The sequence below is a fragment of the Pseudomonas sp. PB120 genome (genome assembly GCF_009761815.1).
Taxonomy (GTDB): domain Bacteria; phylum Pseudomonadota; class Gammaproteobacteria; order Pseudomonadales; family Pseudomonadaceae; genus Aquipseudomonas.
The window spans coordinates 1-13,580 of sequence record NZ_RWIN01000081.1 but is presented as its reverse complement, the minus strand read 5'-3'; the positions used below and the strand labels follow the sequence as shown (position 1 = coordinate 13,580).

Annotated in this window: 11 protein-coding genes; 4 read left to right on the top strand and 7 right to left on the bottom strand. The window is 60.7% G+C overall.

The genetic code is table 11. The features are described 5' to 3' along the window. Window positions 1-99 precede the first annotated feature (99 nt). Window positions 100-1,239, bottom strand: coding sequence for a DegT/DnrJ/EryC1/StrS aminotransferase family protein (locus EJA72_RS15675; protein ID WP_157712340.1), 1,140 nt, complete (start codon window positions 1,237-1,239; stop codon window positions 100-102). A 154-nt stretch (window positions 1,240-1,393) separates the two neighbouring features. Here EJA72_RS15675 and gcvP point away from each other — a divergent pair, with 154 nt between their 5' ends. Then, window positions 1,394-4,267, top strand: coding sequence for an aminomethyl-transferring glycine dehydrogenase (gene gcvP / locus EJA72_RS15670; RefSeq protein ID WP_157712339.1), 2,874 nt, complete (start codon window positions 1,394-1,396; stop codon window positions 4,265-4,267). 211 nt (window positions 4,268-4,478) lie between these two features. On the opposite strand, the gene EJA72_RS15665 is transcribed toward gcvP, so the two are convergent. From EJA72_RS15665 to EJA72_RS15645, 5 genes are all read right to left on the bottom strand, one after another. After that, the gene (locus EJA72_RS15665; protein WP_157712338.1) at window positions 4,479-4,796 is read right to left on the bottom strand and encodes a DUF2388 domain-containing protein; all 318 of its coding nucleotides are present in this window, start codon (window positions 4,794-4,796) and stop codon (window positions 4,479-4,481) included. Between the two features lie 68 nt (window positions 4,797-4,864). Beyond that, complete coding sequence (locus tag EJA72_RS15660) at window positions 4,865-5,314, bottom strand: NfeD family protein (protein WP_157712337.1); 450 nt, start codon at window positions 5,312-5,314, stop codon at window positions 4,865-4,867. Between the two features lie 8 nt (window positions 5,315-5,322). After that, window positions 5,323-6,243 (bottom strand): SPFH domain-containing protein, encoded by a 921-nt coding sequence (locus EJA72_RS15655; protein ID WP_157712336.1) that lies wholly within the window; start codon window positions 6,241-6,243, stop codon window positions 5,323-5,325. Window positions 6,244-6,352: 109 nt separating this feature from the next. Further along, window positions 6,353-8,137: a GspE/PulE family protein gene (locus tag EJA72_RS15650; RefSeq protein ID WP_157712335.1), complete on the bottom strand. Its 1,785-nt coding sequence runs from the start codon at window positions 8,135-8,137 to the stop codon at window positions 6,353-6,355. Window positions 8,138-8,227: 90 nt separating this feature from the next. Next, a complete protein-coding gene (locus EJA72_RS15645; RefSeq protein ID WP_157712334.1) occupies window positions 8,228-8,566 on the bottom strand; it encodes a hypothetical protein in 339 nt (112 codons plus the stop codon). A gap of 126 nt (window positions 8,567-8,692) precedes the next feature. Between EJA72_RS15645 and EJA72_RS15640 the strand changes: the two genes are divergently transcribed. Continuing rightward, a complete protein-coding gene (locus EJA72_RS15640; RefSeq protein WP_157712333.1) occupies window positions 8,693-9,163 on the top strand; it encodes an Lrp/AsnC family transcriptional regulator in 471 nt (156 codons plus the stop codon). Between the two features lie 106 nt (window positions 9,164-9,269). Here EJA72_RS15640 and EJA72_RS15635 read toward each other — a convergent pair whose 3' ends face one another. Continuing rightward, window positions 9,270-10,637 carry an inorganic triphosphatase gene (locus EJA72_RS15635; protein WP_157712332.1) on the bottom strand — a complete coding sequence of 456 codons (1,368 nt, stop codon included), beginning with the start codon at window positions 10,635-10,637 and terminating at the stop codon, window positions 9,270-9,272. Between the two features lie 157 nt (window positions 10,638-10,794). On the opposite strand from EJA72_RS15635, the gene argE reads away from it, so the two are divergent. Continuing rightward, window positions 10,795-11,955 (top strand): acetylornithine deacetylase, encoded by a 1,161-nt coding sequence (argE, locus tag EJA72_RS15630; RefSeq protein ID WP_157712331.1) that lies wholly within the window; start codon window positions 10,795-10,797, stop codon window positions 11,953-11,955. Window positions 11,956-12,186: 231 nt separating this feature from the next. Continuing rightward, entirely contained in the window at window positions 12,187-13,485 is a 1,299-nt protein-coding gene (gene argA, locus EJA72_RS15625; RefSeq protein WP_157712330.1) for an amino-acid N-acetyltransferase, read from the top strand. Window positions 13,486-13,580: the final 95 nt, after the last annotated feature.

Here is a 13,580-nt window from a genome sequence, read left to right as displayed (position 1 = left end):
AAATCCATGTAGGAGTGAGCCTGCTCGCGATAGCGGTGTGTCAGTAAACATTTATATACCTGACACACCGCTATCGCGAGCAGGCTCACTCCCACAGGTTTAAGGCTGCAGAACAGCTTTGACTGCCGTCACCGACCGCTCGACATCCGCTTTGCTCATGGCCGTAAACATCGGCAACGAAACAATCAAGCGACCAACACGTTCCGCCACCGGGAACATGCCTTCCTTGAAACCGCGCTCGCGGTAAAGACTCAGCAAGTGGATCGGCGGGTAGTGATAGCCGATGCCGACGCCCAATGCCTGCATCTGCTCCATGAACGTGGCCCGTGCCGGTTGGCCGTCGTGGCGTTCAGGCAGCACCAGTTGGAATAAATGCCAGTTGCTGTTTTCGAAATCCGCCGGGGGCAATTGGGCCCCGTACTGCGCTTGGAAATCCTCACCGAAACAGGCGAAATAATGCTTGGCCAGCTCACGACGATGAGCCGTAATCGCCTCGATGTGAGCAAATTGCCCCAGGCCAATGGCCGCTGCCACGTCGGTCATGTTGAACTTGCCGCCCAGCACATCCACGTCCAGACCATCGAAACCGCTGCGGGTGACGCCCTGCAAACGGTACTTCTCCGCCAGTCGCACCTCTTCCGGCGTGTTCAGCACCAGGCAACCGCCCTCCGATGAGGTGACGTTCTTGTTTGCCTGAAAACTAAACGACACGAAGTCGCCGGTTGCGCCGATACGCTGGCCGTTCCAGCTCGATCCCAAGGCTTGCGCGGCATCTTCGACGACCCGCAGGCCGTGCTTTTTGGCAATGCCATACAACCGGCCCATATCCACTGGCAAACCGGCGAGGTACACCGGAATGATTGCCTTGGTGCGTGGGGTGATCGCAGCTTCCAGTTGGTCCAGATCGATGTTGCGGGTGATCGGGTCGATGTCGGCAAACACGGGCGTCGCGCCCACTTCGAGAATCACGTTGGCGGTGGCAACCCAGGAAATGGGCGTGGTAATGACTTCGTCTCCCGGCCCGATGCCCGCGATGCGCAGGGCAATTTCCATGGTGCAGGTGCCGGAATTGAACGTGCGCACCGGGCGCCCGCCGAAAAACTCCGAGAGTTGCGCTTCAAAGGCCTGGACCTTGGGGCCGCTGGTGATCCAGCCCGAACGCAATACATCACCGACCGCCGCAATCGTGGCTTCGTCGATGACAGGTTTGGAAAACGGCAGAAATGGCAGTTGGCTCATAAACAGTAGACACCTGATTGCGGACGTTATGGAGGCGGCGAATATGATGAGCCGGATCGAGCGACGGCGCCACGTCATCCGCTCGGGTATCGACTGCTATGCTGTTTTGACCGTGTTGCATCGACGTTGAGCGCCAGTCAAGAGAGAGCCCGTCATGTCCCAGTTGCCGTCCCTGAGCCAGTTACGCGACCCCAATGCCTTCCTTCGCCGCCACCTCGGGCCCGATGCCGCCGAACAGCAGGCGATGCTCGACAGCCTCGGCCTTGGCAGCCGGGTCGAGTTGATCGAGCAGACGGTGCCACCGGGAATCCGCCTGAACAGGGCGCTCGATCTGCCGCCCGCCCTCGACGAAGTCGCTGCGCTGGCCAAGCTTCGCGGTTACGCCGAGCAGAACCAGGTCTGGACCAGTCTGATCGGCATGGGTTATCACGGCACGCTCACGCCGGCGGTCATTCTGCGCAATGTGCTGGAAAACCCCGGGTGGTACACCGCGTACACGCCGTATCAGCCCGAAATAGCTCAAGGCCGACTGGAAGCCTTGCTGAATTTTCAGCAATTGACCATCGACCTGACGGGCCTGGAACTGGCCAACGCGTCGTTACTGGACGAAGCCACCGCAGCGGCGGAAGCCATGGCGCTGGCCAAGCGCGTGGCCAAATCGAAGAGCAACCTGTTTTTTGTCGATAAGAATTGCCATCCACAGACCATTTCAGTGGTGCAGACCCGGGCTGAAGGGTTTGGCTTCGAGCTGATCGTCGATGCTGTGGATAACTTGAAGCAACACCAGGTGTTTGGCGCGCTGCTGCAATACCCCGACACCCATGGCGAGATTCACGACCTGCGGCCGTTGGTCGATCATCTGCACGCCCAGCAGGCGCTGGCCTGTGTTGCGACGGATCTGTTGAGTTTGCTGTTGCTGACCCCGCCGGGAGAATTGGGCGCCGACGTGGTGTTCGGTTCGTCCCAGCGATTTGGCGTGCCGATGGGCTACGGGGGCCCGCACGCGGCGTTTTTTGCCAGCCGCGATGAATACAAACGGGCGATTCCCGGACGAATTATCGGCGTATCCAAAGATGCGCGTGGCAACACCGCGTTGCGCATGGCCCTGCAAACCCGCGAGCAGCATATTCGCCGGGAGAAGGCCAACTCGAACATCTGCACCGCGCAAGTGCTGCTGGCCAACATCGCCAGCTTCTACGCGGTCTATCACGGTCCGGAAGGGCTCAAGCAGATTGCCCAGCGCGTGCATCGGCTGACCTGCATCCTCGCCGCAGGCCTGGAGCGACACGGCATCACCCGCCTCAACCAGCACTTTTTCGACACGCTGACGCTGGAGGTGGGTGGCACGCAGACAGCGATCATAGAAAGCGCCCAGTCTGCCCGGATCAACTTGCGCATACTCGGGCGCGGGCAACTGGGGCTGAGCCTGGACGAAACCTGTGATGAAAGCACCGTGGCGACCTTGTTCGATGTATTTCTCGGCAGCGATCATGGGCTCAACGTCGCTGAACTGGATGCTGAAAACCTGCCTTCCGGTATTCCTGAGGGGTTGCTGCGAACCACGTCTTGTCTGCGGCATCCGGTCTTCAGCACCCATCACAGCGAAACCGAGATGCTGCGCTACCTCAAGCAGCTGGAGAACAAGGATCTGGCGCTGAACCAGTCCATGATTCCGCTGGGCTCCTGCACCATGAAACTCAACGCCACCAGCGAAATGATCCCCATCACCTGGCCCCAATTCGCCAACCTGCATCCGTTTGTGCCGAAAGAGCAGGCCGTCGGTTATGCGTTGATGATCGAGGAACTGGAGCGCTGGCTCTGCGCGATTACCGGTTTCGACGCGATCTGCATGCAACCCAACTCCGGCGCCCAAGGTGAGTACGCCGGGTTGCTGGCGATCCGTAAATATCACGAAAGCCGCCACCAGGGCGCCAGGGACATCTGCCTGATTCCGTCTTCGGCCCATGGCACCAACCCGGCTTCGGCGCAAATGGCCGGCATGCGCGTGGTCATCGTCGAGTGCGACGAAGCGGGCAACGTCGATCTGGAGGACCTCAAAGGCAAAGCCGCGGAGGCCGGGGACAAACTCGCTTGCCTGATGGCGACATATCCCTCGACCCACGGCGTCTATGAGGAAGGCATCAGCGAAATCTGTGAGGTGATTCACCACCATGGCGGCCAGGTGTACATGGATGGCGCCAACCTCAATGCGCAAGTCGGGCTGGCGCGGCCGGCAGACATTGGCGCCGACGTGTCGCACATGAATTTGCACAAGACGTTCTGCATTCCCCATGGCGGCGGTGGGCCGGGCATGGGGCCGATTGGCGTGCGGGCGCATCTGGCGCCGTTCGTGGCCAATCACCCGGTAGTGCCCATTGAAGGGCCATTGGCGCAAAACGGCGCTGTCAGCGCGGCGCCTTGGGGCAGCGCGAGCATTCTGCCAATCAGCTGGATGTACATCGCCATGATGGGGCCGCAACTGGCAGACGCCAGCGAAGTAGCCATCCTCGCCGCGAATTACCTGGCGCAGCATTTGTCCGGCGCGTTTCCAGTGCTCTACACCGGGCGTAACGAACGCGTGGCCCACGAATGCATTCTCGACCTGCGGCCGCTGAAGGCGCTGACCGGGATCAGCGAAGAAGACGTCGCCAAGCGTTTGATGGATTACGGCTTCCATGCGCCGACCATGTCGTTCCCCGTGCCCGGAACCTTGATGGTCGAGCCGACCGAGAGTGAATCGAAGGCTGAGCTGGACCGGTTCATCGGGGCGATGCTGAGCATTCGCGCGGAAATCACCGAAGTGCAGGACGGCACCTGGCCGGCCGAAGACAACCCGTTGAAACGCGCGCCGCACACACTGGCTGACATCACCGGGGTCTGGGAGCGGCCTTACAGCATCGAACAGGCGGTGACGCCGGACGCTCACACCAAGGCGCATAAATATTGGCCGGTGGTGAATCGGGTGGATAACGTTTACGGCGACCGGAATCTGTTTTGCGCGTGTGTGCCGGTGGACGATTACCGCTGATTTAGTGGCAACACAAAACCCTGTGGGGGTGGGCTTTTTGTGGTGAGGGAGCTTGCTCCCGCTCGGCTGCGAAGCAGTCGCAAAGCGTTTGGGGCCGCTCCGCGACCCAGCGGGAGCAATCTCCCTCGCCACAAAGGCTCGCTCCTACAGGGTTTTGGGTCGGGCATAAAAATGCCGCTCATGTGAGCGGCATTTCTGTTTTGCGGGAAGCTTATTCCGAAGCCACGGCATTCTTCGCCAGGATCGCATTCGCCAGTTCCATATCCGTGGCCTTTAGGCCCGGGTTGTCGGCGCGGACTTTCTGCATGGCGGCTTCCAGGTAAGGGCCGCGGATGCCGCCGTCACTGGCAACAAAACTGCCCGCATCGTCCTGGGCGGCGAGGATCAATTTATGATCCTTGAAGGTCAGGTAGGTCGAACCGGTGGTGGCACCGGAGGAAATGACGTTACGCCAAAAGCTATCGGCCATCGCCGAACCGACGGGAAGGGACAACAGGGCGATGGTAGCGACAGCAAGTTTGAAACGCATGAGGGGTGACTCCACTGGGTTAACTACGGCGTTTGATTGCCAACCCCCCAATCCAGTTCCCTTGCCCCTCAGTCAGCCGTTTCGACCAGCAAAATCGCACCTTGCTGCCCGATCACCCGAACCCGGCTGCCGGTTGCCGCGTCCGGCCCACGGGCCATCCACACACCGTCGGCCACCTTGATCTTGCCGCGCCCGTCGACAATCGCTTCATGTACCACAAAGGTTTTGCCGATCAGTTCCTGGCCGCGCAGGTTGAGGTTCGGCTGATCACTATCCCGCACCGCACTGCGCTGGCGCCGCCACCAATACAAGGCGGTGGCGATAGAGAGCAGGCCGAACAGCAGGAACTGCAATTCCCAGGACATGGCCGGCACCAGGTAAGTCAGCACACCCACGGCAGCAGCGGCCATGCCGATCCAAAGCAGGTAGCCACCGGCGCCGAACACTTCGAGAATCAGCAGCAGGGTGCCCAATGCCAGCCAGTCCCAGAACGATAGATGCTGCAGAAATGCCCACATAACGTGCCTCAGGCTTTCTTGTTATCGAACGTGGCCTTGACGATTTCGCCGATGCCGCCGACTGCGCCGATCATCGAGCTCGCCTCGAGCGGCATCAGAATCACTTTGCTGTTGTTGGCCGACGCCAGCTTGCCCAAGGCATCGATGTATTTCTGCGCAACGAAGTAGTTCACCGCTTGTACGTTGCCACCGGCGATGGCTTCGGATACCACTTTGGTCGCCTGGGCTTCCGCCTCGGCTTGTCGTTCGCGGGCTTCGGCTTCGAGGAACGCGGCCTGACGACCCCCTTCGGCCTCCAGGATCTGCGCCTGTTTCTTGCCTTCGGCGGTGAGGATCGCTGCCGCTCGCAGGCCTTCGGCTTCAAGGATCTGCGCACGCTTGATCCGCTCGGCTTTCATTTGCCCCGACATCGCGGCCATCAAATCGGCCGGAGGGCTGATGTCCTTGATCTCGATCCGGGTGATCTTGATGCCCCATGGCGCGGTGGCTTCGTCGACGGTGCGCAGCAGTTTTTCGTTAATCCCGTCACGCTGGCTGAGCATCGCGTCCAGTTCCATCGAGCCGAGCACGGTACGGATATTGGTTTGCAGCAGGTTGCGGATAGCGTGTTCGAGGTTGTTCACCTCATAGGCGGCCTGCGCGGTGTTGACCACCTGGAAGAAGCACACGGCGTCGATCTGCACCGTGGCGTTGTCAGCGGTGATGACTTCCTGGGGCGGAATGTCCAGCACGCTTTCCATCACGTTAATCTTGCGACCGATGCGATCCATGATCGGAATGATGATGTTCAGGCCAGGCTTGAGGGTATTGGTGTAGCGGCCGAAACGTTCGACCGTCCATTGATAACCCTGCGGCACTACCTTGAAACCCATGAACAGAATGGCGACCACGAGGCCGACAAAAAGCAAAAGCACGCTACCGATCTGCATAACGATTCCCTGTTGATCAATGAAGTTGCGATCGCAGGAGTGTAGCGGCGCGGGTCAGGGATAAGAACTGTTCAGTCATGTCCCGCATCATCAGGAGACACAATAGGTTTCATTTCTGCTCGCTCTGCGGCGTCACTCGCAATACCTCCTCGATGGTCGTCACCCCGGCCGCAACTTTCTGTGCCCCCGACAGCCGCAAACTTCGCATGCCTTCCTTGAACGCCTGGCGCCGGATCGCCAGCAAATCGGTATCGGGATTGATCAGCGCCTTGAGCCCGTCCGTCAGCTGCATGATTTCGTACACCCCGGCGCGGCCGCGATAGCCGGTGTCACGACACTCCAGGCAACCAATGGCGCGCTGGGCGTTGGTCGGTAGCGGTGCTTGCCAGGGCTTGGTCAGGGTTTGCCAGTCTTCTTCCCCCAGGGTCAGCGGCGCCTTGCAATGCGGGCACAAGGTGCGCACCAGCCGTTGCGCCATGACGCCGAGGACCGTGGCTTTGATCAAGTAATGCGGCACGCCGAGTTCCAGCAGGCGGCTGATCGCGCTCGGCGCATCGTTGGTGTGTAGCGTCGACAGCACCAAGTGACCGGTGAGTGCCGCCTGGATGGCCATTTCTGCGGTTTCGAGGTCGCGGATCTCGCCGATCATGATGATGTCCGGGTCCTGCCGCATCAGCGCGCGCACACCGGCGGCGAAGGTCAGGTCGATGTTGTGCTGGACCTGCATCTGGTTGAACGCCGGTTCGACCATCTCGATGGGGTCTTCGATGGTGCAGAGATTGACCTCCGGTGTCGCCAGTTTCTTGAGCGTGGTGTAGAGCGTGGTGGTCTTGCCCGAACCGGTCGGCCCGGTCACCAGGATGATGCCGTTGGGCTGGCGGGTCATGTCTTGCCAGCGGCGCAGGTCATCGGCGGAGAAACCCAACTGGTCGAAATCCTTGAGCAGGACTTCCGGATCGAAAATCCGCATGACCATTTTTTCGCCGAATGCCGTCGGCAAGGTCGATAGCCGCAATTCGACTTCGCCACCGTCCGGGGTCTTGGTCTTCACCCGGCCGTCCTGGGGTTTGCGTTTTTCCGCGACGTTCATTCGCCCCAGGCTTTTCAGGCGACTGACGATGGCCATGGTCACTTGCGGCGGGAATTGATAGACGTTGTGCAACACACCATCAATGCGGAAGCGCACCGTGCCTTGTTCGCGTCGGGGTTCGATGTGGATGTCGCTGGCGCGTTGCTGGAACGCATATTGGAACAGCCAGTCGACGATGTTGACGATGTGCGCGTCGTTGGCGTCGGGTTCCTGGTCGCTGGCGCCAAGGTTGAGCAACTGTTCAAAGTTGCCCAGGGTGTTCGTCGGTTGATCGGCGGTGTTGGCGCCGGTGACCGATTTGGCCAGGCGGAAGAACTCCACGCTGAAACGCTGGATGTCGACCGGGTTGGCCACCACGCGCTTGATCGGCAGTTTCAACACGTGGGTCAGGTCGGCTTCCCAACCGTTGACGTAAGGCTGGGCACTGGCCACGGTGACCGCATCGCGATCGATGGCGACCGCGAGAATCTTGTGCCGTTGGGCGAAGGCGTAGGACATCAGCGGGGTAATCGCCGCGACGTTGATTTTCAGTGGATCGATGCGCAAGTACGGCTGGCCGGCCTGCTGCGACAGCCACAGGGTCAGGCTTTCCAGGTCGAGGTGTTTGCCGGGACGGCTGAGGTCGTCCAGGTGTTGGCTGGCGATGAACTCCAGCGGGTGCATCTGGCCATTGGCGGCGTGTCGGCGTCGGGCATTGAGTGCGTGCTCGGCCGAATCCTGGCTGATAAAGCCTTGGGCGACCAACTCACGCAGCAAATCATTGAGATCCAGCCAGCGGTCCTGAATGGCGAATTGAACGGACATGCGGGCTCCTCATGAACAACAGTTCGCAAAGGATAGTCGCGCAGCCGCAGACCGTTGGGCCACTACCCGACGAAGCCGTGTCGAGTTTTTTCAGCCCGCCGCCTGAGCCGGTTCCACCCACGCAGAATCAGCGGCTTGCACTTCCACCGAGCAGACGCCGATCAGGTTACGCAGTTTTTCTGCGATCACTTGCGCGCGGTGCCAACTGAGGCCGTCGATGACGATGTCGATCGACATCAAATCGTCCATGCGCTGCAGGTTGACCTGTTGCGGCGTCAGGCATTGCAACGCGAAGAGGTTAAGCGCCCGGCACAGCAGGTCCGGCTCGACCTCGGCCAATAATTGATAGTGAACACGGCAGTGAGCGTTGCTGACGTTCCAGACATCGGCGCGGGTAGGCAGGGTGTGTACGGCTTCCAGATGCGGCATGGTCCATCTCCAAAATCATTGGAGGAATTTTTACATTCGGAGCGGGGCATTTCTTATCTATGATTGGGCTTATTAGCGATTTATCGAATCGCTTAATTCGGTAAAGCCAAAGTAAAAGGTAATTTTATGCACAGCGAGCTGGATGGCTACGACCGCAAGATTCTCGCGTTGCTGCAAGAGGATGCTTCACTGTCCAGCGCTCAAATCGCCGAGCAGGTGGGGCTTTCTCAGTCGCCCTGCTGGCGGCGGATCCAGCGAATGAAGGAGGAGGGGATCATTCGCGCGCAGGTCACGTTGCTGGACCGCAAGAAGATCGGGCTGAACACGCAGATTTTTGCCGAGGTCAAACTCAACGCCCATGGACGTTCGAACTTCACCGAATTCACCGAGGCGATTCGCGGTTTTCCCGAGGTGCTGGAGTGTTATGTGCTGATGGGGGCGGTGGATTTTTTGCTGCGGATCGTCACGGCGGACATCGAGGCGTATGAGCGGTTTTTCTTCGAGAAACTGTCGATGGTGCCGGGGATTCAGGAAGTGAACTCGATTGTGGCGTTGTCGGAGATCAAGTCCACGACGAGTTTGCCGGTGCTGCGCTGAAAGATGGCTTTTGTTGCGAGGGAGCTTGCTCCCGCTGGGCCGCGAAGCGGACCCCAAAATGGGCCTGCTGCGCAGTCCAGCGGGAGCAAGCTCCCTCGCCACAGGGTTACATGCGCAGAAGCATTTTCCAGGCACGATTCTGATAAACCGCAATCGCCTGCTGCTTGCGGGCATCCAGCGATTCATCGGTAATCGGCTCGTTGGCCAGTTGTGCCAGTTGTTTCAACTCGCCGTACAGGCGATCCATTTCCGGGATGTCCAGCACGTGGCGGGCGTGGTGCAGCCAGGCCTGGATGCGCTCGATGCGTGGCAGTTGCTCGGCCAAGTCTTCCGGCTGTTGCTGGTAGCGCTGCAATTGCAACGAAGTGGCTTCCTCGCCTAACAGGCGCGGCAACCAGCTGCCCAGTTGCGCCGCGCCCTGACGATTGCCGCGTACGTTGCGATCGGCAGCCCAGGTGCGGGCCAGCAACCAGCGCGAAGTGGTCAGGGAGAACAGGCCCCAGCGCGGGTCTTCGAGCTCTTCGAGGAACTGCTCGGGCGCGGCTTTGCGCACGTCTTCGTCCTCGATACCGGCTTGTACCAGCGGGCGCCAGTCTTCGAGCAAGGCGTCCAGTGCCAGGCGCAGATCGTGCGTCGACTGGCGCGGTGCGGCCTGGCCGAGGCTGCTCAGCAGGGCGCGCAGTTCCGCCAGGTTTTCAACCCAGTCCAGCAACAGGCGCCAGTGGCCGTTGAAGCGATACTGCTCGGCCAGGCGCTGGCTGCTGCTCAGCAAGTGCCAGCTCAGGGCGGCGAACGCATCGTCCAGCGGAGTTTCGGCGGTGATCTGTGGCGCCGGCAGGCTCAGCGAGTAGCTGTTGGCGTCGTACAAACGGTATCCGCGCTCGGCCTTGCTGATGTCACACGGCATCAGGGGCAGCGTCACGGCCAGTTCGGCGGCCAGTTCCAGCAATGCGGCCGGATCGCCTTCGCGCAGTTCCAGTTCCAGTTCGCAGATTTCTTCTTTCTGTTTGCCGACAATGACGTGACCCAGGTCCAGGGCGGCTTCAATCACGACTTTGGTCTTGCCACGGCCCCAGGCGATTTCGGCGTACTCACGCACGAAGTCGGTGGTGAAAATCCCTTTCAGCGTTTTTTTGTCCAGATCGGCCAGTTGCTCCGGCCAGCACTCGCCATCGAGCTTTTTGATGTCGAGCTTGGCCTTGGGCAGGTCCCAGTTGAACTCGTTGCGTTCGGACAGGCCGGCAACACTTTGGCCGCGAGTCTTGAGCGTCTGAATCACTTGCTCGCCATCGCGGCGCAGGCGCAAGGCAACCTTGGCCTGGGCCAGGTCGCGCTCGGGCGTGTCGAAGTATTGATTCATCAACTCACGGCGTTCCCAGCCACTTTTGTTGCGTTTTTTCAGGAGCGGGTGCTCGCGCAGGGCGGCGAGGGTTTCGCGGCTGACGCGGAGTTTGATTTCAGTTTCTTTGTGCATGGCCGGAAAATCCAGAATCGGGAGCGCAGCCGGGGGAATGTGTGGCTGCCAAGGTCGTGCAGTGTACAGGACTCGTCCACCCAACGCGCCGCGACGGTTTATTCCTGTCACTGGATGGCTCTATGATGGACTTCAAATCGGGAGCCTGGAGTCAGCGATGCCTTTGCCGTCCATGAAAGATCAGTTCGCTGCGCTGATCGCTGCGCCGTCCGTCAGTTGCACCCAGCCCAGCCTCGACCAGACCAATCGCCCGGTGATCGACCTGCTGGCGACTTGGCTCGGCGACCTGGGTTTTGCCTGCGACATCCAGCAGGTCAGCCCTGGCAAATTCAACCTGCTGGCCAGTTTCGGTTCCGGTCCGGGTGGCCTGGTGCTGGCGGGGCACAGCGACACGGTGCCGTTCGATGGCGCGCTGTGGCAGACCGATCCGTTGACACTCACCGAAGTCGACGGCCGCTGGGTGGGCCTGGGCAGTTGTGACATGAAAGGCTTTTTCGCCCTGGCCATCGAGGCCGTCAAACCCTTGCTCGACCAGCCGTTCAAGCAACCGCTGCTGATTCTGGCCACCTGCGATGAAGAGAGCTCCATGTCCGGCGCTCGTGCGCTGGCCGCCGCCGGGCGTCCGTTGGGGCGCGCGGCGGTGATCGGCGAGCCGACCGGGCTCAAGCCGATCCGCATGCACAAAGGCATCATGATGGAGCGCATCGACATCCTCGGGCAGAGCGGCCACTCCTCGGACCCTCGCCTGGGGCACAGCGCTCTTGAAGCGATGCACGACGCGATCGGCGAACTGCGCGGCCTGCGCCTGCTGTGGCAGCGTGAATTCCGTAATCCGCAGTTCGGCGTGCCGATGCCGACCATGAACTTCGGCTGCATTCACGGCGGCGACAACCCCAACCGTATCTGTGGCCAATGCTCACTGGAATTCGACCTGCGGCCTTTGCCGGGCATGGACCCTAAAGCCCTGCGCGCAGCGATTTTGCAGAAGCTCAACCCGATTGCCGAGCGGCATCAGGTGAAAATCGAATATGCACCGCTGTTCCCTGAAGTGCCGCCGTTCGAGCAGGCCGAAGACTCGGAATTGGTCCGGATCGCCGAAAAGCTCACCGGCCATCCAGCCGAAGCAGTGGCGTTCGGCACCGAAGCGCCTTATCTTCAGCGCCTTGGCTGCGAAACACTGGTGCTTGGCCCGGGCGATATCGCTTGCGCCCACCAACCCGGGGAATACCTCGAAATGTCACGTTTGCAGCCTACGGTGCATCTATTACGTCAGCTGATTGAACATTACTGCCTGACACCGGCCAAAACGCCACTGTAGGAGCGAGCTCGCTCGCGATGGTAGTTCTGGCAAAGAAAATGTGTGGCTTGTTCGATTTTCGCGAGCAAGCTCGCTCCTACAGGGGGCAGCGTATAAATTGCCAGTGTCCCAACCCGTATTCATGAGGAGAGCGCGCGTGTCGCCAAGCCTGTTCCGACGATAACCATCAGCCCGCTGTGCGTTTTCAGTTTCGCCCATTTTTTGGCTGCTATTTATTACAGGCCCAGGTTCATGCCCGAATACGTTAATTGGCTTCGTCACGCTTCGCCTTACATCAACGCCCACCGCGATTGCACTTTTGTCGTCATGCTGCCCGGCGACGGCGTGGAGCACCCCAACTTCGGCAATATCGTCCATGACCTGGTGCTGCTGCACAGCCTGGGCGTGCGATTGGTGCTGGTTCACGGCTCCCGACCACAAATCGAAACCCGCCTCGCGGCACGCGGCCTGACCCCGCATTACCACCACGGCATGCGCATCACGGATGCCGCGACCCTTGAGTGCGTGATCGATGCGGTCGGCCAATTGCGCATCGCCATCGAGGCGCGCCTGTCGATGGACATGGCCTCGTCGCCGATGCAGGGCTCGCGCCTGCGGGTGGCCAGCGGCAACCTCGTGACGGCCCGGCCCATCGGCGTGCTCGAAGGCGTCGACTACCACCACACCGGCGAAGTACGCCGGGTCGACCGCAAGGGCATCAACCGCCTGCTGGACGAGCGCTCCATCGTGCTGCTGTCGCCGTTGGGCTATTCGCCGACGGGCGAGATCTTCAACCTGGCGTGCGAAGACGTCGCCACCCGCGCCGCCATTGATCTGGGCGCGGACAAACTGCTGCTGTTCGGTGCCGACCTGGGCTTGATCGACGAAAACGGTCGGCTGGTTCGCGAACTGCGTCCACAACAAGTGCCGGCGCATCTGCAACGTCTGGGCAGCAACTATCAGGCGGAGCTGCTGGATGCCGCCGCCGAAGCCTGCCGTGGCGGCGTGGCTCGTAGCCACATCGTCAGTTATGTCGAAGACGGTGCGCTGCTGACCGAACTGTTCACCCGTGACGGTGGCGGTACGCTGGTGGCGCAGGAGCAATTCGAGGTGGTGCGCGAAGCGGCCATCGAAGACGTCGGTGGGTTGCTGGACCTGATCAGTCCGCTGGAAGAGCAGGGCATTCTGGTGCGTCGCTCCCGCGAAGTGCTGGAGCGTGAGATCGAGCAGTTCAGCGTGGTTGAGCGCGAAGGCATGATCATCGCGTGCGCGGCGCTGTATCAGATTGCCGATTCGGATGCCGGGGAGCTGGCGTGCCTGGCGGTGAACCCGGAATACCGTCATGGCGGTCGCGGGGATGAACTGTTGGAACGGATCGAAACCCGTGCCCGTGCCCAAGGGTTGAACACGTTGTTCGTCCTCACCACCCGGACCGCTCACTGGTTCCGTGAGCGCGGGTTCGTGCCGAGCAGCGTGGACCGGCTGCCGTCGGCGCGGGCGTCGTTGTATAACTATCAGCGTAATTCGAAGATCTTCGAAAAAACCCTCTGACGTCGTAGCTGTTGTGGCGAGGGAGCTTGCTCCCGCTGGACTGCGTAGCAGGCCCATTTTTTGGGGCCGCTGCGCTGCCCAGCGGGAGCAAGCTC